This is a genomic window from Desulfopila sp. IMCC35006 (assembly GCF_005116645.1).
Classification (GTDB): domain Bacteria; phylum Desulfobacterota; class Desulfobulbia; order Desulfobulbales; family Desulfocapsaceae; genus Desulforhopalus_A.
In genome coordinates this window covers 209,867-234,417 of sequence record NZ_SWCM01000001.1, presented here as the reverse complement: position 1 = coordinate 234,417, position 24,551 = coordinate 209,867, and the positions used below count along the sequence as shown (strand labels likewise).

Annotated in this window: 24 protein-coding genes; 9 read left to right on the top strand and 15 right to left on the bottom strand. The window is 47.1% G+C overall.

The features are described 5' to 3' along the window. The first annotated feature begins 116 nt into the window (after window positions 1–116). The gene (gene nrdR, locus FCL47_RS01025) at window positions 117–596 is read left to right on the top strand and encodes a transcriptional regulator NrdR (RefSeq protein ID WP_136811594.1); all 480 of its coding nucleotides are present in this window, start codon (window positions 117–119) and stop codon (window positions 594–596) included. After that, window positions 577–1,683: a bifunctional diaminohydroxyphosphoribosylaminopyrimidine deaminase/5-amino-6-(5-phosphoribosylamino)uracil reductase RibD gene (ribD, locus tag FCL47_RS01020; protein ID WP_136811593.1), complete on the top strand. Its 1,107-nt coding sequence runs from the start codon at window positions 577–579 to the stop codon at window positions 1,681–1,683. The genes nrdR and ribD overlap by 20 nt, the downstream gene beginning before the upstream one ends. A 19-nt stretch (window positions 1,684–1,702) precedes the next feature. On the opposite strand, the gene FCL47_RS01015 is transcribed toward ribD, so the two are convergent. The 3 genes from FCL47_RS01015 to FCL47_RS01005 all read right to left on the bottom strand — a co-directional run bounded on the left by FCL47_RS01015 (window position 1,703) and on the right by FCL47_RS01005 (window position 4,395). Further along, on the bottom strand, window positions 1,703–2,638 hold the full coding sequence (locus tag FCL47_RS01015) for a hypothetical protein (RefSeq protein ID WP_136811592.1): 936 nt from the start codon (window positions 2,636–2,638) through the stop codon (window positions 1,703–1,705). Window positions 2,639–2,791: 153 nt separating this feature from the next. Next, on the bottom strand, window positions 2,792–3,079 hold the full coding sequence (locus FCL47_RS01010; protein ID WP_136811591.1) for an integration host factor subunit alpha: 288 nt from the start codon (window positions 3,077–3,079) through the stop codon (window positions 2,792–2,794). A 110-nt stretch (window positions 3,080–3,189) separates the two neighbouring features. Continuing rightward, on the bottom strand, window positions 3,190–4,395 hold the full coding sequence (locus FCL47_RS01005; RefSeq protein ID WP_136811590.1) for a type II secretion system F family protein: 1,206 nt from the start codon (window positions 4,393–4,395) through the stop codon (window positions 3,190–3,192). Between the two features lie 346 nt (window positions 4,396–4,741). On the opposite strand from FCL47_RS01005, the gene FCL47_RS01000 reads away from it, so the two are divergent. After that, on the top strand, window positions 4,742–4,987 hold the full coding sequence (locus FCL47_RS01000) for a PxxKW family cysteine-rich protein (RefSeq protein ID WP_136811589.1): 246 nt from the start codon (window positions 4,742–4,744) through the stop codon (window positions 4,985–4,987). 63 nt (window positions 4,988–5,050) lie between these two features. Here the strand turns inward: FCL47_RS01000 and FCL47_RS00995 are convergent, their stop codons facing one another. After that, window positions 5,051–5,734 (bottom strand): YggS family pyridoxal phosphate-dependent enzyme, encoded by a 684-nt coding sequence (locus FCL47_RS00995; protein ID WP_136811588.1) that lies wholly within the window; start codon window positions 5,732–5,734, stop codon window positions 5,051–5,053. An 8-nt stretch (window positions 5,735–5,742) separates the two neighbouring features. Continuing rightward, on the bottom strand, window positions 5,743–6,567 hold the full coding sequence (locus FCL47_RS00990; protein ID WP_240744091.1) for a TatD family hydrolase: 825 nt from the start codon (window positions 6,565–6,567) through the stop codon (window positions 5,743–5,745). A gap of 509 nt (window positions 6,568–7,076) precedes the next feature. Here FCL47_RS00990 and FCL47_RS00985 point away from each other — a divergent pair. The 3 genes from FCL47_RS00985 (at window position 7,077) to FCL47_RS00975 (ending at window position 10,844) form a co-directional block, all read left to right on the top strand. Next, a complete protein-coding gene (locus FCL47_RS00985; protein WP_136811587.1) occupies window positions 7,077–7,475 on the top strand; it encodes a roadblock/LC7 domain-containing protein in 399 nt (132 codons plus the stop codon). A gap of 92 nt (window positions 7,476–7,567) precedes the next feature. Then, on the top strand, window positions 7,568–8,173 hold the full coding sequence (locus FCL47_RS00980) for an ATP/GTP-binding protein (RefSeq protein WP_136811586.1): 606 nt from the start codon (window positions 7,568–7,570) through the stop codon (window positions 8,171–8,173). Between the two features lie 13 nt (window positions 8,174–8,186). After that, complete coding sequence (locus tag FCL47_RS00975) at window positions 8,187–10,844, top strand: hypothetical protein (protein ID WP_136811585.1); 2,658 nt, start codon at window positions 8,187–8,189, stop codon at window positions 10,842–10,844. A 259-nt stretch (window positions 10,845–11,103) separates the two neighbouring features. Here the strand turns inward: FCL47_RS00975 and FCL47_RS00970 are convergent, their stop codons facing one another. The 7 genes from FCL47_RS00970 to ilvB all read right to left on the bottom strand — a co-directional run bounded on the left by FCL47_RS00970 (window position 11,104) and on the right by ilvB (window position 16,639). Further along, a complete protein-coding gene (locus tag FCL47_RS00970; RefSeq protein ID WP_136811584.1) occupies window positions 11,104–11,982 on the bottom strand; it encodes a cytochrome b N-terminal domain-containing protein in 879 nt (292 codons plus the stop codon). Then, complete coding sequence (locus FCL47_RS00965; RefSeq protein WP_136811583.1) at window positions 11,966–12,379, bottom strand: ubiquinol-cytochrome c reductase iron-sulfur subunit; 414 nt, start codon at window positions 12,377–12,379, stop codon at window positions 11,966–11,968. Before FCL47_RS00965 ends, FCL47_RS00970 begins: the two co-directional genes overlap by 17 nt. Window positions 12,380–12,419: 40 nt before the next feature. Further along, entirely contained in the window at window positions 12,420–12,944 is a 525-nt protein-coding gene (coaD, locus tag FCL47_RS00960) for a pantetheine-phosphate adenylyltransferase (protein WP_136811582.1), read from the bottom strand. A 51-nt stretch (window positions 12,945–12,995) separates the two neighbouring features. Further along, the gene (gene rsmD / locus FCL47_RS00955) at window positions 12,996–13,625 is read right to left on the bottom strand and encodes a 16S rRNA (guanine(966)-N(2))-methyltransferase RsmD (RefSeq protein WP_136811581.1); all 630 of its coding nucleotides are present in this window, start codon (window positions 13,623–13,625) and stop codon (window positions 12,996–12,998) included. A gap of 27 nt (window positions 13,626–13,652) precedes the next feature. Further along, window positions 13,653–14,297, bottom strand: coding sequence for a phosphatidylserine decarboxylase family protein (locus FCL47_RS00950; protein WP_136811580.1), 645 nt, complete (start codon window positions 14,295–14,297; stop codon window positions 13,653–13,655). 30 nt (window positions 14,298–14,327) lie between these two features. Beyond that, the gene (ilvN, locus tag FCL47_RS00945) at window positions 14,328–14,813 is read right to left on the bottom strand and encodes an acetolactate synthase small subunit (RefSeq protein WP_136811579.1); all 486 of its coding nucleotides are present in this window, start codon (window positions 14,811–14,813) and stop codon (window positions 14,328–14,330) included. A 125-nt stretch (window positions 14,814–14,938) separates the two neighbouring features. Further along, window positions 14,939–16,639, bottom strand: coding sequence for a biosynthetic-type acetolactate synthase large subunit (gene ilvB, locus FCL47_RS00940; RefSeq protein ID WP_136811578.1), 1,701 nt, complete (start codon window positions 16,637–16,639; stop codon window positions 14,939–14,941). A gap of 566 nt (window positions 16,640–17,205) precedes the next feature. Between ilvB and leuA the strand changes: the two genes are divergently transcribed. Beyond that, complete coding sequence (gene leuA, locus FCL47_RS00935) at window positions 17,206–18,927, top strand: 2-isopropylmalate synthase (RefSeq protein WP_136811577.1); 1,722 nt, start codon at window positions 17,206–17,208, stop codon at window positions 18,925–18,927. Window positions 18,928–18,951: 24 nt separating this feature from the next. On the opposite strand, the gene FCL47_RS00930 is transcribed toward leuA, so the two are convergent. After that, window positions 18,952–19,797, bottom strand: coding sequence for a sodium:proton exchanger (locus tag FCL47_RS00930; protein WP_136811576.1), 846 nt, complete (start codon window positions 19,795–19,797; stop codon window positions 18,952–18,954). A gap of 33 nt (window positions 19,798–19,830) precedes the next feature. After that, on the bottom strand, window positions 19,831–20,079 hold the full coding sequence (locus FCL47_RS00925) for a thioredoxin family protein (protein ID WP_240744125.1): 249 nt from the start codon (window positions 20,077–20,079) through the stop codon (window positions 19,831–19,833). Between the two features lie 166 nt (window positions 20,080–20,245). Here FCL47_RS00925 and FCL47_RS00920 point away from each other — a divergent pair, with 166 nt between their 5' ends. Both FCL47_RS00920 and FCL47_RS00915 read left to right on the top strand, forming a co-directional pair. After that, a complete protein-coding gene (locus FCL47_RS00920; protein WP_136811574.1) occupies window positions 20,246–20,902 on the top strand; it encodes a YkgJ family cysteine cluster protein in 657 nt (218 codons plus the stop codon). Window positions 20,903–21,314: 412 nt separating this feature from the next. Further along, a complete protein-coding gene (locus FCL47_RS00915) occupies window positions 21,315–23,321 on the top strand; it encodes a methyl-accepting chemotaxis protein (RefSeq protein ID WP_240744090.1) in 2,007 nt (668 codons plus the stop codon). Between the two features lie 260 nt (window positions 23,322–23,581). On the opposite strand, the gene FCL47_RS00910 is transcribed toward FCL47_RS00915, so the two are convergent. After that, window positions 23,582–24,361, bottom strand: coding sequence for an ATP-binding protein (locus FCL47_RS00910; RefSeq protein WP_136811573.1), 780 nt, complete (start codon window positions 24,359–24,361; stop codon window positions 23,582–23,584). Between the last annotated feature and the right edge of the window lie 190 nt (window positions 24,362–24,551).

The following is a 24,551-nucleotide window of genomic DNA, read 5'->3' as shown; positions in this document are numbered from 1 at the left end:
CAGGCAGGACAGTCGGTTGGTGATGTAATATAAAAGATCAACGGGAGGAGGCTGTTGTCGAGGGGTGAAAATCCGGCAATCAGCGGCCCAATATTTGTTTTGTGGAGAGGTGTTCGATGAAATGTCCGTATTGTGAGCATTTGGACAATCGAGTGATTGATTCGCGTCTCAATAAAGATGCGACGATTACCAGACGAAGAAGAGAGTGCCTGGCTTGTGATCAGCGATTCACGACCTATGAAAGGCTTGAGGTCATGTTGCCGGTGTTGGTTAAAAAGGATGGGCGCAGAGAGGGATGGGACCGGCATAAACTTATAGTCGGGCTTGAAAAAGCCTGCGAAAAACGTTCGGTCAGCCGTGATAAGATTGATGAATTCGCCGATAATATCGAACATAAATTACAGGATTACGGGGCAAAAGAAATTCCTTCCCAGGTAGTGGGGGAATGGGTCATGGAAGGGCTGCCTCTGCTCGATGAAGTTGCTTATGTGCGGTTTGCCTCAGTGTATCGTCAGTTTAAAGATGTCAACGAATTTATGCAAGAACTCAAGACACTCCTTGATTCCAGAGGGATAGATGAAGGAAAAACAGGATAATCATTTTATGCGTCTGGCCTTGAGAGAGGCCGCCAAAGGCCTTGGGCGAACCTCACCTAATCCTTGTGTCGGTGCGGTGATTGTCAAAGACGGGAAGGTACTTGGCAAAGGGTACCATAAGAAAGCAGGGACGCCGCATGCGGAAATACATGCCCTGCGAAACGCCGCTGCCTCGGTGCGGGGGGCAACTCTTTATGTTACCCTTGAACCCTGCAATCATACCGGACGAACACCGCCGTGCAGCCGGGCGGTACTTGAGGCCGGCATAGTGCGGGTGGTAATCGGCATGACCGATCCCAACCCCCTGGTGAATGGCGGCGGCATCGAATTTTTAAGAAGTCACCGCATTGAAGTCATCAGTGGTGTTCTGGAACAGGAATGTGCGGCCCTGAACCATCCTTTTGTCAAGCATATCACCGAAGGAACCCCCTGGGTAATTATGAAAGCCGGAGTCAGTCTGGATGGCCGACTCAATTATCAGGCCGGCCAGACTGGCTGGATTACCGGCGCGCAATCGGTACGAGCGGTGCATAAGCTTCGCGATAGGGTTGATGCCATTCTGGTGGGCAGGAAAACAGTAGAGATCGACAACCCCTCGCTTACCACCAGATTAGGGCGCGGGTCGGCAAAAGATCCGATCAGGATTATCCTCGATACCGATCTGGCCACCCCTGTTGCCTCCAGAGTATATCATCTTGAATCGAAGGCACCAACCTGGATCGTTTGTGCAACAGATGCACCAGATGCAAAAAAAGAAGCATTCCAGGAGATCGGGATAAGATTGTTGAAACTCCCCCGGACGGAAACCGGCGTAGATCTGCGTTCGCTGTTAAAAGTTCTCGGACAGGAAAATATTTGCTCCCTTCTCGTTGAAGGGGGAGCAATGGTGCATGGCGCGTTTCTCCGTGAAAAACTTTTTGATTATGCGCATCTATTTTATGCACCGCTTTTTGCGGGCAGTCAGGGCGTTCCCTTAATTGACGGCTATCAGGTGCAGCATCGAGATGTAGCCCCGTATCTGGCAGGCCTCAGCCATAAACGTCTTGGTGACGATATAATGCTCTCAGGTAAGGTTTGCTATCGGTAGCAGGGGGCTTCGTCTGCTCTTAATTTTGTTCCTGATTGAGGTATCGAATGCAATCTGCCAGATTTTTGAAAGTAATTGACAGGGTGACGTCGTCTTTTTCAAAAAATGGGGAGTGAGAGACCGTATAGCTGCTCGGCAGCTGCAGGCCTTTGATTTGCAGTGCGAAGGCCTCTTCGGCCAGCGCAGAGGTCGGAGCAACTGCATGCTGGAGCATATTCCCAAGATGCTGTATTTTCTGCGGGATGTTCATCATGGTATGCTCGAGGATCTCGACAACATCTGATTTTTGCAGAAATGCACTGATGGATACACCTTCCCGGCAGGCGATATCACGAATAAGATTGAAAAACTTCCTCTGCTGGCCATCTCCCATGCGTAAATTCCTGAACAGGAGTGCCATGGCCAGTCTATCGCCGTTTTTCGGCAGGGAAAGAAGTTCAGTGACCATTCGGTCCTGGATCCGTCCGGCATGGATATCCTGGATAATACTCTCATCCTGATCGAGGATTTTCAGTAAATTCGGGATGGTTGAACGTCCTCCTTTCAGCTGCAGCTTTTTCTGAAAGTCCCTCATTACCTCTTCGGGCACCGACAATCGGCAGGCTATCTCGATAAAACGGGCTTTTTCAGCAAGAGAGAGTGGCCCGGCTGAGTTTTGTTCGACGAGGAGGAGATCGAGAATGAAATTATGCGGTGCATTTTTATCTATAACCAGGCAGTTAACTTGTGATAGCGGGCTGAATTGTCTAATGAATTCGATTCGTCTTACGCCGGAGACTACGGCAAAAGTCCTGGTGGAATCAGCAATGACAAGCGGGGGATGCAGGATGCCGCAACTTGCCAGGCTGGCGTGTAATTCCTCCGGGAGGATTCGACACTCCCAGGGGTGAAGGTTCCATTCAGCAATGGTTGGACTGATCGCCTCCAAGGGGATGGACTGTTGGGAGAGAAACATGATATATGCACTTGAAGGAGTTGGCGGCCAGGGCTGCTGGAGTTGGCGAAATTATTTTGAAAATTACCCTGAGTGTGCGATTCACATTCAGGGTAATTGAGATGTACACCAGAAGGAGGAGACGAAATGTAGATTCTCTATATCAAAGCTGCATCAACCTTCGTTGATTTTCTCGCGCAAAATGCCAGACGGCTTAAAAGTGACTACCCGGCGCGCGTCCAGGGTCAACTCATCGCCGGTCTGTGGATTGCGGCCTCTTCTTGAATTTTTGTGCTTGACATTAAATTTGCCGAATCCGCTTAAAAGAAGATCTGACCCGTTTATCAGTGAATTTTTTGAGATACGAAGAAAGGCCTCTACTGAGTCAGTTGCCTGAGCCTTCGTTAAGCCCTCATGATTTTTGTAGACCTGCTGCACGAGGTCTGCCTTGGTAAGAGTCATATTTCCCCCATAATTGTCTGTTTTAGTTGCGAATCTTTCTCTAATCATAAACTTTTGGTACAAAAAGTCAAACTTTCTGTAAAAAAACAAACATTTTACCAAATGGTTCTTTACACAACAGAAGCGATTTTGAAAATAGGCAGATACATCGCGACCACAAGACCTCCAATCATTCCCCCGAGAAATACCATCATAAAAGGCTCGATCATGGCCGTGAGATTATCTACTGCCTGATCCACCTCCTCATCATAGAAATCGGCAATTTTTTCCAGCATGGTATCCAATGCGCCTACTGTCTCACCGACGTTTATCATTTGTACAACCATATTGGGGAATACGCCACATTCCTCGAGAGGCTCCGCTATCGGACGTCCCTCTGCGATAGAATCACCGACCCGGAATACCGCGTTTTCAATAACTTTATTGCCGGCAGTTTTCGCCACAACCTGCAGGGCTTCAAGGATAGGCACGCCACTTTGCAGCATAGTGCTGAGAGTTCGGGTAAATTTGGCCACGGCCACTTTTCTGAGGAGAATACCGACAACCGGAGCGCGCAGTAATCCTTTGTCTATCGCTAAGCGGCCTTTGGCTGTGCCATAAATTTTCTTAACAATCATCACCATTATGAATAATGCTATTGTTATATAAATAAAATTATTTTTGAAAAAGTCACTGAGATCGACAACAATTTGCGTCGGCAGTGGGAGAGACGAGCCAAAATCTTCAAACATTGTGGTAAAAACAGGAACAACAAAAACGAGAATAATGACCAGGATGAGTAGTGAAATGGCCAGACATATAGTGGGATAAGTCATGGCTCCTTTGACTTTCTTTTTCAGGAGCATCGATTTTTCCATGAATGTGGCAAGTCGTCCAAGAATGGTGTCAAGGATACCGCCGGTCTCACCCGCCTCAATCATGTTGGTAAAAAGGTTATCGAAAACTTTAGGTTTTTTACGCATGGAATCGGCAAGTGTAGATCCAGCCTCGACATCCTGGCGAATGTCGGCGAGTGCTTTTTTAAAGGTTGAATTACTCTGCTGTTTTTCCAATATTTCAATGCCCTGGACCAAAGGCAACCCGGCGTTGATCATCGTTGACAACTGCCGGGTGAAAATCACTATGTCTTTGCCGGTTACATTTGGTTTAAAAAATGAAATATTTTCTAAAAGATCTTTGGGCTTTTCCTTGATGACAGGATTGGCAATTCTTAATCTCTTCACCTGGGCTGTTGCTGCTGCCAGGTCAAGTGCTTCTACTTCTCCCTTTCTTTTTTCACCGTAGGAGTTTTTCCCTTTCCATACATAAACAGGCATTTTCGTCTCCGATTTTGCGGAACTCGTAATATAAAAATATCAATTCGTTATCTTTGCTACAAACACTAAATAATATCGATTGTATATCAAGATTTTTCAGAATACAAGAGTGGACACATTTATGTGCTGTTCCTTTTGCAGAGAACTAAGGAGACTTCAAAAAAGAGCCGGTGCCGAATAACCGCATCCCGATATATAAAAAAGCTTGTCTCCAGTAACGCACCTTGGTATACTTAAAAGTTCCCAAATATGTAACCATGTCAGTCGTTGTTTTGCCGCGACTGTTGTTCCTGGCGTGAGCGGTAGGTGCGCCGGTAAGTTGATTGACCGATCGGAGGATGAATACATGCAGAATCAGGCCACAGTAAATTACAGTGATGGTCGTTTTCAGCCTGTCATAGATAAGTGTGAAGGGTGCGGACGTATTGTTGAAGAGAAAGCAGTGCAGTATTGCAAAAGTTATCTCAACCCAGCAGCAAAGTGGAAACTGGGCTTTTGCAATTTTGCGACCCATGCAAAACCTGAAATTAACATAATCAAAGTCAGGATAAACCCATTGAAGGCTGCAAAACGGGCTTCAAAAAGAAAGTAGTCGACATACAATCAGAAAATGGGGCCTGTCTTTATGCAGGCCCTATTTTTTTGCCGTTTTTAGTTACCGATGACCAAAAATGGCGGTGCCTACGCGAACAATAGTGGCACCTTCTTCAATGGCAATGTGGAAATCGCTCGACATCCCCATTGAAAGTTCCGGTTTTTCGATTGATGGAAAAAGACCTTCCTGCATAAGTTTCTCACTCAGTGATCGCAAAGCGGAAAAGTGTGGTCGTGACAACTCCGGGTTCTCTACCAGGGGGGGCATGGTCATAAGGCCGCATACCCTGATCCTCGGCAGCTCATTTAAATTCCGGAGCAACTCTGCAGTTTCACTGCTTTTCACACCAGATTTTTGCGCCTCGTCGCCGATATTCACCTGGACAAGTACGTCCATGGTTCTGTTTAAGGCCTGCAGATGGTTATTGAGAGCTTTGCCGAGTTTCAGTCCATCCACCGTCTCTATCATATCGCACGTCGCTGCGGCTATCTTGGCCTTGTTGCTTTGCAGATGGCCGATAAAGTGGAAGACAACGCGAGACGGCACCTGTGGTCTCTTCTCCTGCACCTCCTGGATATAATTTTCTCCAAAAATTATCTGACCCGCCGCAAATGCTTCGTTAATCTTTTCAGCGGGAAATCGTTTAGAGACTGCGACAAGTTTTATGGTATCCGGCAATCTGTTGGCCTTGTCTGCTGCCTCAGCGATCTTTTCTCGTATCTTCTTTATATTTTCAGCAATCATTGTCGTCGTCATACCTTTTTGAAGTTAAACAATTTTTCAGCGTTTGCGGTCGTTTGTCTGCTGACCTTCTCCATATCTATGGCTCTGAGTTCTGCAACTTTCTGGGCAGTATACACCACATAAGCTGGTTCATTTCTTTTTCCGCGAAATGGATGGGGTGCGAGAAATGGTCCATCGGTTTCAAGAACCATCGATACAAGGGGAATGTACCGGATAACATCGTGCAACACAGAGGCATTTTTAAATGTAGCAATCCCGGGAATCGAGATAATCATGCCAAGATCCAACACTTTCTGTGCAAAAACGACATCGCCTGAGAAGCAGTGCATAATGCCGCCGTAATCGAGCGGTTTGGCTGCTCTCAGAATGCTCAGGGTGTCATCGTCGGCCTCCCGGTTATGGATTACCACGGGAAGTTTCAGATTATTGGCCAGATCGAGTTGTCGCCGAAAATGTTCCCGCTGCCGGGAGGGGGCAGAGTGTTGTTTGACATAATCCAGACCGATTTCTCCAAAACCGACTATATGTTCGGTATGATCGGCATAGAGCCGCTCCAGTTCTTGGTAGTCGATGTCTTGGATATTGTCAACATCATGAGGATGGATACCGATGGTCGCCGAGACCTGTTGGTACTTTCGGGCAATGGCGACAGCATTTCTGGAACTCGGCAGGTCAATTCCTATGGTGACAATTCTTTTTATATGGTTGGCCAATGCCCGGTCAAGTACCTGATCGAGGTCCGCACTATATGCGGACATATCCAGGTGACAGTGGGTATCTATCAATTGAACGGCAGGGGTAAGCTGTGGCGGTGTTGCAGCTGTTTTTTTCACATTATGTCCTTTGGCTGTGGGGCGATGGAATTGACTGAAAATAAGGAGTCATCTGCACCCCGGAGAGCTTGATTGGAGTCGTTGGCGAATACACTGTCAATAGTATGCATCATTTTGGGATGGTGAAAATATGCATTGTCGTAAATGATACATCAGGTGATGACGTAACTCTGTTCGTTTGATCCGAGGTGTAAAGAAAATGTATCGTGGGGTCTCGAGGAGTCCGTCAAAGAAAGACCACCAAAATATACCTTCATATCGTAAAAAATCTATCGTATACTGATAAGAGCAATAATTTGTTGTGTTTTTTTACTTAGGTTGGGGAAAAACATCACTTATTGGGGACATGCAGGAGAACATTCTGTGAGATGAGGAGACGTTTCTGTGTAGATATGCTGTCATTTCAAAATAAAATTTGACATACTTTGCAAAGATAAAATATCTTACATGTATATTAGCCTTCGAAATAGCTGAATCCAGCGACCAACATTTACAATGAGGTTTGTGGCATGAATTATGGGATCGTCAGTCAAGAGCAACTCGAGCAGATAGATGCAATTTTGTCAGACAAGCTGATAAAACTCGGAGTTGATTGTGTCATTATAATAGACATGGCTGGAAATATTATTACTGCCAAAGATAATGGCGAAAACAAGTACGACGTCTATTCCTTCGCGGCATTGGCGGCAGGCAATTTTGCTACGGTCGATGCCATGGCCAAACTTGTTGGTGAGCAGGAATTCTCTCTGTTGTTTCATAAAGGGAAGGACTCAAATATACATTTCAGCAAAATCGACGACGAACTGTTGCTTATTTCTATGTTCGGCCGAGATATATCTCTTGGTTTTCTTCGGTTGAATGTTGTTGATGTTATCGAAAAAATTAGAAATATTTGGGACAAGAAGTAGCTTCGGTCAGCTTCGCTACCCCGAATGCTTACCCGGAGTCGTCAATCAATGGCTGGATTTTTCCAAATGGAAAATGGATAGGGAGCAGAACGTTGAGTTTTATCAACTTAAAAGACAAGGTTGTGCAAGTTAAGGTAGTGTACTACGGACCAGGCCGGTGCGGGAAGACTACCAATCTTGAATACATCAACCGCACATACCGCAAGCAGATCGTGTCCGAGATGGTGAGTCTCAAAACACACGGTGATAGAACGCTTTTTTTTGATTTTCTCCCATTTGATATGGGGAAAATCAAAGGGTACGATATCAAGATACAGCTCTATACCGTACCGGGGCAAGTGAAGTACAATGCGACTCGAAAGCTCGTTTTGAGAGGGGTCGACGGGATAGTTTTCGTGGCCGATGCGATGGAAAAACAACGCGAGAAAAACATCCGTTCTTTAAACCAGCTGCATGAAAATCTCCAATCGTACAAGGAGAGTATCTTCAGAATACCTCTCGTTATGCAGTACAATAAAGTTGATCTCAAAGAGCACGGAATTCCAATTTTACCGACCTCGGTTTTGCAGAATGATCTGAACAGCAGATTAAAAGTGCCCTATTTTGAGGCAAGCGCAATTACCGGATATAATGTCGCCGCGACACTGAAGAAAATTATATCTTCATCGGTGATTTCAATACAGAAAAAATTACTCTAGAGAGAGCGCTGTGGTGAAACAGTATACCGGAAACCAATATGACGATGATTTAACCGTCGGCACCGAAGATTATGACGATTCATATTACACTGGTTCAGTTGATTTTTTTGAATTTGCAACTGATGATGAATCGCCGATTAGTCGTTTAAAGAGCCTTATTCTCTCGATTGATTGGGAAATAACCGATGAAATTCTCATGCAGTTCAATGAGGAACTGATTGATCTGAGGGATATTTGGGCAGGCGAGAAAATCAACCTGGTATATGTACAAGCTCTTGAAAAAATAAGTAAATATATCTATCAGAAGAAAGCAAACTCTCATCCCAGTGCTATTAAGCTGTTGCTCACGCTGTACCATAATCTTGAAAAAATTGTCTCCTCCTACGATCTGACCGAAGAGCAGAAAAAAGAAATTTTGATCGAAGACGTAAAAAGATTTGAGAGTCTTAAGCGACATATCGGTCAAAATCCCCAGGTGGCGGACATGGAAATGCAACCTGAGCAACCGAAACAAAAGAACAGAGTTGAACATATCAGCAGCGACAAGGATCTGCTGACTCTCAAAGCCATTGTACTTGGTATAGACTGGGAGATAACAGACCAGGATCTCAATGCATTACGGCAGGAAGTTGTCCGGCTTGATGAAAAATTTTCAGGCAGCAGGCCTAAACTCATTCTTCTGCAGGGGATAGGCACTCTTGCCGCCTATATCAAACTGAAAAAAAGCAATGCTCATGCAGACGCCTTCAAATTATTGCATCTGTTTTATGACAGCCTCGAGAAAATTGTTGCAACCCCAAGGAAGCTGGACGAGGAGAAAGCTATCCTCGTCCCGGCGGTAGAAAAATTTAACGCTTTTAAAGCCCTGCTCGGACCGACAATTGCTGCGGAAGCAATCAGCCGGGATGAAGATGAGACGGAAGAAGATGGGGAGGTTTCCTCTGATTCGATTACCTTGGCACCAGCTTTTGCCGATCTTCCTGAGGAAGATGTTAAAGGTTTTCAGGCAGAAGAAGAAGCACAGGCTCTTGGGCTTGAGAGTTCCGGCAATATCGATAACCATGTGGATAGCTTCTTTTTGGGGGAAAGCGTTAAGAACCTGGAAGCTCAGAACTACCCCGGAGTTTTGACTGCAACCGATGGAGAAATGCAAAAAGATCCCCTTCAGGGGGTGAATGTGGAGATAGATGACGAAGAGGAGACAGATGGGCTATCCTTTGCTGGAGGCAACCTGACCCCGGCATTAAGCAGTGTGATTGAGGAAGATGAAAATGTTGAACTTTCGCCGGCCCTGGAAAAGACAGCCTTGCCGGTTGAAGATGAGCTCGTTCTGGAAGAGAGTATCGATTGGCCTGCTGAAAATGCTGGTGATACGAGCGTGGCTGCAAAAGCTCAGGATGATGATACCGAACAGGCTGGGTTTGATTTCAGTAAATTGGATCCGGACATAGCGCTTCAGGGGGTCGATGTCGAAACCGATGCCGATGACGATTCAGATGAAGAGGCCCTTCCGCTTATGGGTGGCAAACTGGCTCCGGCCCTTGCCGCAAATGATGAAGTCAGTATCTACAATGCGGCGATATTTGAGGAATCGACAGCTGGTGTATCTGTTGACGATGAAATTGCTGGAACACTTGGTGGATTCTTCGACGAAGAGATTGCCTCGCACTTATCGCCAACTCCTGCCGGCGATGTGCAAAACGATCAGGCGGCCTCGATTGCCGTTGATGCGAAGCACGAGAAAAATACAAATGAGATCGAAGATGCAGGACAGCTTGATGCATTGAATGCCGACAACGATTTTGCGCAAAGCCCGGCAGAGGGCCTTGGTGCTGACAATTTTGACATGCCGGCTGAAATTGAGCAAGAGGCAGATATCGCTGCAATCAACGAGCAACTCGATAGCTTTTTTGATCTCGAAGAAGATGTTGTGCAGACAGATGGGGATTTATTCCTTGAGACAGAACCGGAGATAGCTGCTGACAGTGCACCTGCTGAAGAGAAGGTGGTTGCTCCGATTGCCGAGGATTTTGAGGAGGAAGTCGTTTTCGAGCTTGTTCAGGAAGAGGATGAGCCGGCTGGGATTACACATGATAGAGACAACATCAGCCTGCCGGATTCCACTGAGCGCTCTGATATGTTTCAGTCGCTGCAGAGTTGTGTCGACGCCCTGGGTGTTGAACTCGATGAGAGGGTTATCGCCAGCCTCTGGCAGGAGATCGACAATCTGTATCAGAACCTGGCAGATAAACCACTTGAAAAAACCTTTTTACAGCTTCTCTCGACGGTTGTCAGACATATCGATCAGAATCGCTATGATTCAAGTACCGAGGCCTACAAATTATTGCAATCCATTTGTACTGGGTTGGGAACATTACAGAATGATAATGTCTTCTATAATCAGGAAATGTTACTGTCTGAGACACACAAGGTTCTGAAGTGGCAGGAGCAACTATTCCAAGAGCTGGTTGCAAGAAACGAAGCTGAACTGACGATTGTTGACGAAGATGCGGCAGAAGAGTCGATGGGTGATGATGCAGTGCAAGAAACGCTTTTTGCAGGGGAAGAAATAGAAACAGAGGACGAGGGACTCCATGAAGAAATTTCAACGTTACGGCAGACTTTGCAAGATGAGATTGCCGAGTTGCGCAAAGAATTGAAAGATTCCTGAATCTCCAGCAGAATTACCGGAACCGCATGAAGTGGGTTATTTTCTTCTGAGAAAATAACCCACTTTTTTTGTGATTACCGCTAAACTTCAGCTACATGGGGATATGAGGTGCCCTTTGCACGGGTGTTCCGCAGCCTGGATGGCTGCGGTCAAGCCCCCAGGGATGGGTTTATGGCGTCCCGTGCAAAGGGCACCTCATATCCCTCTGGACCTTCTAAGCTGAACTTTAGTGGTAATCACAATTTTTTTAACGATCAGGTTATCTCATCCAGGCAATTGCTGATAAAACTGTGTAGAAAATCAGTGATGCACCAAGCACAATCAAAATACTCCGCAGATATTTATTCGTTGGATACGCGGAAAATAATGCCAGAAGAAAGATTCCCGGTATTACCACGCCAGCGGCAAGCGGTGGCATATAACGCAGCAGTTCCTGAAGACCAAGAAAGAACCAGGGGCCCGATATATAGCTTATCCCGAGGCGGTCCGGTTCAAATGGTGCACTGACGAACACCGAAAAAATCAGCATCAAGCCTATGATTGGCAGGTGGTCACGAATTTTAATTCGGTAGATGCGGAGGTGGTTCCAGGCAAAAATCAGCAAGAGAAGGTCAAGACCGATAACATGGTGGATGTATACTTTTCGCAGACCATCGGCTGATATATCAAACAGCAGATTGTTGAGCGCATGGCCAACAACAGGTATTGCCAGGATGATATGTTCCGCGATTAAGCCAGCGGAGGAACCGGTATTGTCTCCTCTCAGGATATAACCGGTGAAGAGGAGCAGCAGGATCAGAGGAAGGGTGCCGAGCAGCAGCAGCCATTCTGCAATGCTGTATTTCATGGTTTTTTGATAAACAGCCAGCAGGTGAATGCAGCTGAATAAAAAGAAAAACTGGCTGGTAAAGAAGTGCAGCGACCTGAAGAAACGGCCATAGGGGGCGAGTAGATCGAGGGCGGCAGTTGCATAGGAGGGGTGGAGATAATCGTACTGCAAGCCGACAACGATGCCCGAGAGTAGCGAAAGATAGAAGGCTGTCAGTGCCCATGCGCCCCATTTAATGTCTTTTACGGCGGAAAAATGTCGGCTGATCAGGCTGAAGGGGCGCTGAAGAGGGTCAGGTAGTAACAACATAGAGCGGGTCGTCTTGTCTTTTCTCGACCGGTAAGAAGGTGAGAGGTTTTTGGGCAGGGCCTTTTACAACTTGTCCTGTTTCGACGTTGAAGCGACTCTGGTGGCAGGGACATTCTAAAATATCTTTATCTTCCTGGTAATTGAGTTTACAGCCAAGGTGGGTACAGGTACGGGAAAGTGCCCAGCATTTATTATCCCGGTCAAAGAGAATGAATCCCGTTGTGACGAGATAACCGGTTGCCGGTACGGGTTTGCTGATATTGACATAGGTTGGTTTTTTGGGAATTTTGAATCCGGCAAATTGCAAAACAGGGTACAAGAATGCTAAGGTGCCCAAAAAGGTCAGCAATGTCCTTCGGGTATTGCCCTTTTCAGGTGGCTGGTGATTTTTTTTCATAGCTCGGGGAGTAAAGAGAAAAACAGAACAATTCGGCTGGTTATGCTCTCATGGTCTGTTTGACTGAGGAAAACTTGTCGATCAGCATCTTATTGACGTGGCTGGGTACCAGGTCGCTGACATCCCCGCCGTTTCGCGCAGCATCCTTGATGATCGATGAACTGATGTAAATCCAGCGGAAACCGGGCATGAGAAACACCGATTCGACTTCCCGTTTGAGTTTTCGATTCATGAGGGCCAACTGGAATTCATAATCAAAATCCGACACGGCACGAATCCCGCGAACAATAGCCTTGGCGTTCTGCTGATAGGCATAGTCGACAAGTAGCCCCGAAACGGATTGCACCTGGATTCGCTGTCTGCCTTCAAATGATTCTTCAATCATCCGGATTCGTTCTTTCAGGGTAAATACTGGATCTTTTGCAGAGTTTACGGCAACCGCGATAATTAAGCTATCGAAGAGATTGAGTGCCCTGTCAATGATGTCGATATGCCCGTTGGTGATCGGGTCGAATGTTCCCGGGTAGATCGCGATAGATGGTTTGTGGATTTGCTGGCCGGTCATTGTACTCTCTTGTCTAGAATTAATGGGGACGATTAAAATTATCAGGTGTTGTCACAATTTGCCGGATTTTCTATAAAAAGTAAACGCTGCCTGACCATAAACGCGTCTGTCGGTTCGTTCAAGTTTTGTCAGACATGCTGGTAATTCCACTGTACGCCTTTCCTCAACTATAAGTAGGCCATTCTGAGCTAAAAGGCTACTATTGTTTACGAATTCAAGTATAGAAAAAGATATGTCCTGAGCATAGGGTGGGTCGGCAAAAATGAGATCGAATCCTGACCTGGTTTCTTTGGGTAACTTGTGCGGCGGGATATTGCTGGTCAAATCATGCTGGACAACACGCAGTTCACCCTCTCCTGTATATCCGGTGAGGCAGAGGAGAATATTTTTTTTGATCAATTGCAATGCCAAAGCATTATTGTCTATAAATACGACGAATTGAGCGTTACGGCTAAAAGCTTCGAGTCCCAAAGCACCGGTGCCGGCAAAAAGATCGAGAACCTTCGCCTGCCGGACCTCATCGCCAAGTATGTTGAAAAGAGCCTCTCGCGCTCTATCGGAGGTAGGGCGGATACTTTTTTCGTGCAGGGGAGGAGGTACTAATTTACGGCCTTTCGCCGTTCCGCCAATAATTCTCAAATGTCCGACGACCGTTAAGATTTTCTGCCTTGTGCAGAGCAAGTAAGGGGGAGCGTATTATGCTGACAATTACTGGAGATAGCCAAGAACAGTTTCCCCGGCACGAACCTTGTCGCCCACTTTGATAATGATCTCCGTCTCAACCGGCAGGTAGAGATCAACCCGGGAGCCGAACCGAATGAGGCCGAACCGTCTGCCCCGGACCACTGCATCGCCAGGTTCGAGCCAGCAGACAATTCTTCTGGCGATCAGGCCGGCTATCTGAACAAATGCCAGGGTCTTTCCTGCGGGAGTGGTTATAACGGTTGCACAATATTCATTTTCCAGACCGCTCTTGACACTGTCTGCTGCGTAGAATTTACCGGGTTTGTAGATTACTTTTTCGACTTGGCCCTGGCAGGGGATACGATTGACATGGACATTGAAAACATTCATGAAAATAGATATCTTCTGCGTTTCTTCCCCGGTAAAAGAATTGTCCGGAATCTTTTCGACATGGATGACTTTCCCATCAGCAGGAGAGACGAGCGCCTCAGGGCTGGTCGGTCCTAAGCGTTCCGGATCTCGAAAGAAGCAGAGGATGAACGTGGTGGCCATAAAGCCAAGAGTCGCAGCAACGGGCAGACCCAATAAAGCCAGGACAAGAGTACAAAAGGCCGCGAAGCCGATGAATGGATATCCTTCCTTGGCTACCGGCACTTGTGGAGTAAGCATTGCAATGTATACCTTATTTTTAAAAGTGTCTTATTTGGTTTTATTTGCCCGAGACATGGCGATGATGCCGGTTCGTACGATTTCTTTAATGCCTATGGGGCGCAGAATGTCAATGACAGCCTGGATTTTTGATGCCGAACCCGTCAGCTCTACCGCATAGCTCTTCGCGCTAACATCGACAACTTTGCCCCGGAAAATGTCGACAACCCGCAGTACCTCGGCCCGGGTATGGGCTTCTGCCTTCATCCGGATCAGTACCATTTCGCGTTCGACATATTCCTTGTCGGTGATATCCGTCACTTTAATGACGTCGATCAACTTATGCAGCTGCTTGGTAATTTGCTCAACGACGGAATTGTCCCCTCTTGAGACAACGGTGAGAGAAGAAACGCCAGGGTCAAGTGTTTCTGCCACGCACAGACTTTCGATGTTAAAGCCACGACCACTGAACAGGCCGGTTACCCGGGAGAGTACTCCCGGTTTATTTTGCAGAAGTACAGAAATTGTGTGTTTCATCTACATGATCCTGGATGTAATAAATTCAAATATAAATCACTAATCCCGCCCAAAAGATTTGCGGGATAAGTTCATTCACGAAATAATTTTCTTGTACAAAACACAAGAAAATTATTTCTAATTCACTAAACGAGCAGCATTTCGGTGTTCGATTTTCCGGCAGGCACCATGGGGTAGACACCTTCTTCCTTTTCAATTTTAAAATCCATGATAACCGTGTTGTTGGTTGCCAGGGCCTCTTTGATCACCGGTTCCACCTCACTTTTTGTCGTGGCTCTGAGGCCGACTGCGCCGTAGGCCCTGGCCAGATCGACAAAATCAGGAGTGACATCCATGGTTGTTGAAGCGTATCGTTTGGCATAGAACAACTCCTGCCACTGGCGTACCATGCCGAGATAGCTGTTATTCAATATTGCGACCTTGACCGGACACTTATACTGCCTGGCCGTGGCCAGTTCCTGAATATTCATCTGAATAGAGCCATCCCCGGCAATGTCGATTACGGTCTTATCCGGATAGGCCATTTGCGCGCCAATGGCAGCCGGAAGGCCAAAGCCCATGGTACCGAGGCCACCGGAGGTAACAAAATGCCGGGGATGATCGAATTTATAGAACTGGGCCGCCCACATCTGATTCTGGCCGACCTCGGTTGTTATTATAGCCTGGCCACCGGTACATTTATGGAGCATTTCAATAACGTACTGTGGTTTTATGATGTCGTTATTTTCCTTGTAGCAGAGTGGGTGATCAATGGTCCATTGGCGGATGAGGTCAAACCACGGTCTGTGTCTTGCCGCTTCCTCTTCCAGATTAATATTAGCTTTGGTAGCAAACCAGTCATTAATGGCGGTAAGAGCGTTTTTGCAATCTGCCACTATGGGAATATGGACCTTAACATTTTTACTGATGGAGGTGGGATCGATATCTATATGGATGATTTCGGCCTGAGAGGCGAATTCCGCCAATTTACCCGTAACTCTGTCATCAAAACGGGCACCGACGGCGATTAAAAGATCGCACTCGGCAACGGCCATATTCGCCGTGTACGTCCCGTGCATGCCAAGCATGCCCATGGAAAGTTCATGGGTACCGGGGAAAGCACCAAGGCCCATCAAGGTCATGGTTACCGGGATATTGAGCTTTATGGCCAGTTCGGTCAACTCCCTGGACGCATCGGATAAGATGACGCCACCTCCTACATAGAGCACCGGTTTTGTGGCTTTTATAATTTTCTTGCAGGCTTTTTCAATCTGGATCGGATGCGGTTTGTATGTTGGCTGATAGCTCAACATGTTAACATCCTTTTTTTCCGGGTATGTCAGTTGACTGGCCAGGAGATCCTTGGGCAGGTCTACCAGCACCGGACCGGGACGGCCCGTGCGGGCAATATGAAAGGCCTCCCGGATAGTTGGGACTAAGTCTTCAATTTTACTGACTAAATAGTTGTGTTTTGTACACGGCCTGGTGATGCCGACAATATCCACTTCCTGAAAGGCATCGTTGCCGATGAGTGCCCGAGGTACCTGACCCGTGAGAACAACCAGAGGAATGGAGTCCATGTAGGCAGTGGCAATTCCGGTGACACCATTTGTCGCTCCCGGGCCCGAGGTGAGCAGGGCAACGCCGACTTGACCTGTCACCCTGGCTAAACCGTCTGCAGCATGGACTGCGCCCTGTTCGTGGCGAACGAGAACATTTTCAATATCGGCATCCATCAGGGCGTCGTACAGATCAATGACCGCGCCACCAGGGTAACCAAAAATTATTTTCACACCCTCTTCCTGCAGGCATCTCACGACTGCCTGGGAGCCGGTAACTTTCCCCATCAACGTATTTCCTTATAATGATTATGAAACTTTCATTGGTGTTGAAGAACATGTTGAAAAACCAATGAATTTAGAGCGAGCAGAAAATATATCTGCCAACAGTCGATCTGTCAACCGGCAAAGGGGGATCCGGGGACGGCGGCCCGAAAATGTATGCAGTCTGCACGCCTTGTGTTCATATCTGCCTGTGTCTGGCACTCTGACGGATAAGAGCCTCCGGCAAAAAAACGGTACCGCTTCGTGAGAGGTGCAGAACGCAGAGCGACCGGTTATCTGTGCACGCACCAAAAAACCAGCTTGACATCTTCGGTTGAAGATGTTTACTCTGAGACGATTGAAGCATTTGATTAACATTTAAGAGAATCTCTCTACATGCACGCGAAAAACTCACTCCTCTCACTCCTGGCTCTACTCTGTGGTCTACTGTTGCCGGATTCCGTGGCTGAGGAGGAGTTGTAGTTTTATTTAAAACGCAAGACATACCTCAAGAGGCCACGGTTGAAAAACCGTGGCCTCTTTTTTTTTGTCATTGTCAATTACCAGACTCAACTTGTCGAGGAGAAAATATGAACCCTGCATTGGTAAAAAAATATCGACCCTATCCAACGATTAATTTGCCGAATCGTACCTGGCCGGAAAAGAGGATAGAAAAGGCCCCCATCTGGTGCAGCGTCGATCTGCGAGATGGCAATCAGGCCCTGGTCAAGCCGATGAGTCTTGAAAAAAAGCTGGAAATGTTTGGCCTGCTCACCCGCCTTGGATTCAAAGAAATAGAGGTTGGTTTTCCTTCCGCTTCCCAGGTTGAGTATGAATTTACCCGATTGCTTATTGAACAAGATCTTATCCCGGAAGGGATGCTCATTCAAGTACTGACTCAGGCACGGGAGCCGCTGATCAAGAAAACCTTTGCATCGCTCGCGGGGGCCAGAGAGGCTATCGTCCATCTGTATAATTCCACCTCCACCTTACAGCGAAGAACAGTCTTTAAAATGAGTCGAAAAGAGATTGTTGAACTCGCAGTCCACGGCGCAAACCTTCTCAAAGAGGAACAGAAAAAATATCCTGAAACTGTTTTTCGGTACGAATATTCCCCCGAGAGTTTTACCGGTACAGAGTTAAACTTTGCGCTGGAAGTATGCGAAGCGGTGATGAATGTTCTGCAGCCGACTCCAGACAATAAAATAATTATCAATCTTCCTGCCACAGTCGAGTTGTCCAGTCCCAATATATACGCCGACCAGATAGAGTGGTTCTGCCGCAACCTGTCCGGGCGAGATGCAGCTATAATAAGTATTCATGCCCACAATGACCGTGGCTGTGCGGTTGCTGCAACCGAGCTGGCACTCATGGCCGGAGGAGAGCGGGTCGAAGGAACCTTGTTTGGCAACGGTGAGAGAACCGGTAATGTTGACATCATCACCCTTGCTTTGAATATGTTTACCCAGGGTGTCGATCCGGAGCTTGACATCACCGATATTAACGGTCTGATTGAGATCTATGAAAGGGTCTGCCGCCTGCCTGTTCACCCACGACATCCATATGCCGGCGAGCTTGTTTATACCGCATTTTCCGGCTCCCATCAGGATGCGATCAATAAAGGCATGCATGAATATGAGGAAACGGAATCGGGCATATGGGCAGTGCCCTATCTGACGATCGATCCGTCCGATGTCGGGCGAACCTATGAATCGATTATTCGCATCAACAGCCAGTCGGGGAAAGGCGGCGTCGCCTATGTGCTGGAAAAAGATTTTGGCTTCAAGTTGCCGAAAGAAATGCAGCCGGAGTTTGGTAAAGTTGTCCAGGGAGTTACCGATAGAGAGGGGAGGGAATTGCTGCACAGTGAAATTTTCCAGACATTTGAAAACGAATATCTCGCTCTGGATTCTCCATATGAACTCAATACCTTTCATGTCGTTAAACGACATATGAATAAGGGAGAAAAAAGATCACAGGCGGATGTTGAGTCGACGCTGCTGGTTCATGGTCGGGAAATGATGGTGTCCGCGTCCGGTAATGGTCCTTTGGATGCCTTCTGCTCGGCGTTGAAAAAAGAGGTGACCGGCGATTTTACGCTGACCAGCTACCACGAGCATGCTTTAACCGGCGGTTCGAGCGCGAAGGCTGCAGCGTATATCGAGATTCAGTTACCAAACGGCCAGGTCAGCTGGGGCACTGGAGTTGATACCGATATAATTATTGCCTCGATCAAGGCGGTCCTGAGCAGTTTGAATCGTCTGGAAAAACATGCGCATGACAAGAGAGCGGAACCCGCTGTCGTAGATTGACGCGGCTCTGGTCCCGGCTGATAATTATTTAACGAGAAGGTAGGTGGCGATGCCTATCGCGGCTAGCCATATGTTGGTTATATTCGACACGGTTATATTGAGTATCGCCGCCAGTGGCTTGCCTCTGTTGAGCAGAACCAGGCACGATTTGAACTCCGGCCAGCTGGTCAGGGTGGCCAGAACAACAAAGCCGATGACGCCTTTGGGGGCATGGGAGTGGTGTGCTGCAAAGGACACAATCGGATCGAGACAATAACCGGATACCGTCAGGACCAGTATCGCCGGGATGATCCAGTAGCTCGGCTTGAAGTGGTGGTGCTCTTCTTTTTCTTGTATCTCTTCTTCTTTGGGGCGAAAAAAGAATAAAATAAGCGTGGTCAATACACAGCCAGACAACCAGAAAATATAGTGGGAGGGATTCAGCAGAAAGAAACTGCCGGCAAAGATGGCCGTGCTGCCAACTGTCACCGCCGTATAAATTCGATGTATGGCAAAGGTTTGTATTACTTGCCTGCAGATGCCTGCGGCAATAAAAAGCAGTATGGGGTTGATAAAATTGGATCCGAGCGGGGTCGACGCAGCAAAGACAATGTCGCCGACCAGCAGTCCAACCAGCAGGCAAACGGCTTCGGGACCGTTGGTGATAAATCCGGTTAATGTGCCAATACTCTTGTTGTTTTTGAGACATTCTATGAGTATTTCGATGGCAAAGCCGATACAGAGCATGTCGACAATTATTCCCGCTGCGCCGACCGCGGCAAGCGGAACATTTCCCGCAAAGAACAGGGCGCTCCCGAGAAAAAAAATGAGGACCAGAGCCCAGGCGACGAGATCGAGAATGCCGAGGGAGTTTGTAAGAAATTTCTTCAAGAGACTGTTAAATGGCTGTGGAGGAGAGTAAGATCAGCGTTTATGTTTGTTGATGAAATCGGTAATATCGGTTCTGCTGATAAACAGGGCGCTTAAAATATCGCCGTCGATTTTGAGTGCCGGGATCATCCTGACCCCCTCATTCCAGCTTCGTCGTGGTTCAGTTGCCACATCGATTATTTCCACGTCTATATCCGGATGCTGTGCAGTTATCTCGAGGAGATATTTTTTAGTTACATAACACCGTGGGCAAAACGAAGATTTGTAGAGGCATATGTGCATGGTACGTTGGGCAGGAACTGGAAAACATGGACGGGAGTTCATCGCAGTAAAACAATAATATGCTCCAACCATAGCGAATCTCGATTTTTTTCACAACAAAAGACTGAAAATTGTCTGATTTGCATGGCACCGGGGCAAAAAAAATACGGTCTTAACATAAAAACCCATGACAACCGAACAGACGACATGCAAACAATGCGGCACCTGCTGTAAGCAGGGAGGGCCCGCTTTACATAGCCAGGATCTCGACCTGATCAGGAGCGGCAGAATACCGGTCAGCAGCTTGATCACCATCAGAAAAGGCGAGCTGGTCCACAATCCCCTGGCCAAAAGAATCCAGCCGGTGAGCGTTGAACTGGTCAAACTGGTCGGCAAGAAAAGGCAGTGGGAGTGCTGCTTTTATGACGATACGCAGGGCTGCACAGTCTATAAAGACAGGCCTTATGCCTGCCGGGTGCTCAAATGCTGGGATATCGGGGAGATTTCCGCTCTCATGGAAAAGGATACCCTCAGCCGCTTTGATATTCTTGATAAAGACGACCCGCTCATTACCCTTATTAGGGAACATGAACGAATCTGTCCCTGCGATGATCTGGGATATCTCCAATCCCACCTGAGTCACTTGTCGGGGGAACAGAAAAATGAACTGGAGCGGCGGGTGCAGAGCGATCTGAAATTTCGAGCCCGGGTCACTGTCGATTTTCAGCTGAAAGTGAGTGAGGAGCTTTTCTATTTTGGCAGGCCACTGTTCCAACTTCTGCAGCCATTGGGCGTAAATCTCACTGAATCGTCATCGGGATTTCGCCTTATCTGGGGTAAATAGCGCTCCGTTTTTTCTCTATCTCTTCACCGTGCTTTTTTATCAGTCGCTGCCTGATCGTACATTTCTGACAAAATGTAGTCCATCCTGAGGGATTACGTTCCTCCATTGTATCCACCTGTCTTTCAGTTTCGACCTCCCTTTGAGGGGGAGCCTCAAACTCGCCAACCCCTTCTGCCTATTTCTTGTGCATCGAATCATGTGTAAGCCTTTTTGAGGCTGCTATTGTCGGATATCTGTTGCGTGTGATATTGGAAAATTGCAAATAATGTTTGAATTACAGTGTGTTGGACATTTGTAGTATGTTTTTGAAATAAAATTTGTATTCTGTAAGCATTTAACCTACAATTTTTTACGGTTCAATTGTGGTTGTTTTACCATCATGTTTAATAATTATTTTTAATGAAGAGAAAAAATGAAAAAAATTAACTTCCGTTCCATCACCTTCCGGCTCGTTTTCGGCGGATGTATTGCCGTGCTGATCCCACTGCTGATAGTAGGTGCAGTTTCTATTTTTGAGTCGACCCATGCTCTGTCGGAGTTGTCAGAAAAAAATGCGCAGGAGCACGCTCAAAAACTTGCCGAGACAATTGAGACAACCATCCGTTTGCAGACGGTGACGGCCAGTGCATTTGCCACTGATGAACATGTGATTGGAGTGCTGGAAAAAGTTAAGGAACTGGGTGTTGCAGGAGCTGCTGGAGACTTAGCCTCGCTCAGGCAGGATATGAAGCGGAAATTCAAAGTATTTGACGGAAATTATCTGGGTATTTTTGTTACGGACGAAAGTGGTCTGCTGGTAACAGGCGAGCTTGCAGATGGCAAAGAATATAAAGGCTCGAACATCTCGAGTCGTGACTATTTTCAAGAAGTCAAAAAGACCGGAACTACCGTCGCTGGTGAAATCGTAAAATCAAAATCCACCGGAAAAATGATCTATGTTGTTTGTGCCCCGGTTAAATCCAGTACCGGGGAGTTTCTGGGTGTGTTTGGGATGTCAGTCAAAGCTGATTTACTCATTAATATCGTGTCCGGTGCAAAGATTGGAGAGACCGGCTATGCGTTTATGGTTGATAAAAACGGCATTATCAATTCTCACCCCAATGAGAAGTTTATTCTCGACCTCGACCTGAAGACCTTGCAAGGGATGGAACACATTACCACGGAAATGCTCTCCGGGAAAAAAGGGGTGCAAAAATACACTTTTAAAGGTGTCGATAAAATCGCTGGATATGCACCTGTTGCTATTAAAAGCTGGAGCATTGCGGTGACCCAAAACCGAGAAGAATTCTTGAAATCGCCGAATGCGATTCGTAACAGCCTCATCGCTGTTATACTTGGCGCGCAGCTTTTGGTTGGGTTTTTAATATATTTCTCCTCGAAAAGCATAACTCGGCCAATTAATGCTGCTGTAGCCGGCCTGAAAGATATTGCCGAAGGTGAAGGAGATCTCACTATGCGGCTCGCTGTTAAGTCAAAGGATGAAATTGGCGAAATGGCCATATGGTTTAACTTGTTTATTGAAAAACTTCAGGTCATTATTAAACAGATATCGATCAACTCAATACACGTAAGTGAGAGCTCAACAAAGCTGGCCCAGATTTCCAATGATCTGCTCTCTGGGGCAGAAGATACCTCGCAACGTTCGACCAATGTCGCTACAGCATCTGAGGAAATGAGCGCCAATATTAACACTGTGGCTGCGGCCATGGAGCAATCTTCCACCAATTTATCGATGGTTGCAGCGGCGTCTGAAGAAATGAGTGCTACCATCAGAGAAATTGCAGAAAACGCAGAAAAAGCTCGAGGTGTTGCAAGCGGAGCGGTTGGCCAGTCACAAAGTGCGCATGAAAAAATGAACGAACTTGGCGTGGCGGCAAATAAGATAGGAAAAGTAGCTGAAACTATAACTGAAATATCCGAGCAGACCAACCTCCTGGCCTTAAATGCAACCATTGAAGCGGCCAGGGCGGGAGAAGCAGGGAAAGGCTTTGCGGTTGTCGCCAATGAAATTAAAGAACTGGCAAAACAAACTGCCGTAGCTACGCTTGATATTAAAGCGGTTATTACTGATGTTTTAAGCACCACCAAATCTGCGGAAACTGAGATCGGGCAGATAAGTGGAGTCATGACGGGCGTTAATGAAATCGTGGCAACGATTGCAACGGCAGTAGAGGAACAGGCCGTCACAACTCAGGAGATTGCCAATAATATCGCCCAGGCCAGCCAGGGTATCCAGGAGGTAAATGAAAATGTCAGTCAGAGTTCTGTCGTTTCAGTGAGTATTGCCCAGGATATTGCCGAAGTATCTGAAGCCTCACGTAATATATCGAAAAGCAGCAACGACGTGAAAGCCAGCGCTCAGGATCTTTATTCCAGTGCAGAAGAACTCAGTGCGATAGTTGGCAAATTTAAAGTTTGATAGGGATACACTCGATCTGTTCTGCGGGAATGCATTCGTTTGCCCGCAGAACACTGCACAGAGAGGGTCACCGGAGAGACCCCTGCGCAAATGAGCTGCTTGGCAGCTTAGAAACCCAGGGATTGACCCGAATCAGGCTGAGGTTCAACGTCACGATACAAAAAAGATGGTCTGTAATTCAAAGCGGAGCATCCTTGTTTGGTTTCAGATTCCCATTGCTGGGAATCTGAAACTTTACCAACTTCGCTTCCTGCCCCCTGTTACCAGGTTTTTCTCGAGATTTCTTCCCCTCTCGTCGAGATGGTTATCTGCTCCACCGGCACGGCTTGTCCTGCTTTTTCGATTGCTTTTTTGATGATAACATTCATGGCGGAACAGCACGGGACTTCCATTATGAGAATTGTCAGGCTTTTTAAGTGGCAATTGCGGATAATTTCGGCAAATCTTTCGATATAACTCTCTGCATCGTCAAACTTGGGACAGCCCATCATTACTGCTTTTCCGTCCAGATATTTTTCCTGAAAGTGTCGAGCCGCCACTGCTGTACAGTCCGCCGCGACCAGCAGATCGGCATTCTGCAGGAAAGGTGCATTGGCAGGGATGAGGCGAATCTGTACCGGCCAGTGGGAAAGTGCGGAGCTGCCGGTTTTTGTAGCGGAAAGCTCTGTTGGCATATTCGCAGACTGACAAGACGACCCGCCTGATGCTGCGGCACGGGGAAATGACTGGATATGGGTCGAAGCGCAGCCGCAGTCCATTGTTGTCGGTGGTTGCTGGGTCTTCGCCATTTTCTTTTCCTGCTCCAGATAGATCTCTACGGCCTCCTCGTCAAATTCGTCGGCTTCCCGCTGGATGACCTTCAAGGCTCCGGTCGGGCAGGAACCGAGACAGGCTCCCAGACCATCACAGAGTTTGTCGGCCACAAGTTTGGCTTTGCCGTCAATAATCTTCAGCGAACCTTCGGCGCAATCGGGCACACATTGTCCGCAGCCATCACATAACTCTTCATCAATTTGTATTATATTTCGTACCTGTTTCATATCTTTTATCCTCTTTTTTGGCTGAAGAACACTATCGTCGTAGACTGCTTTTCCCGCAGGGACCATTCAATATCTGTCTTTCCGGGGGAGACAAGCAATGTTTATGTCTCAATAATAACACTGAACAGCCAGAAATCCTTGATCTGGGTCAAGTGATGAGAAGTAAATAAAGGTTTTTCGGCATAATTGT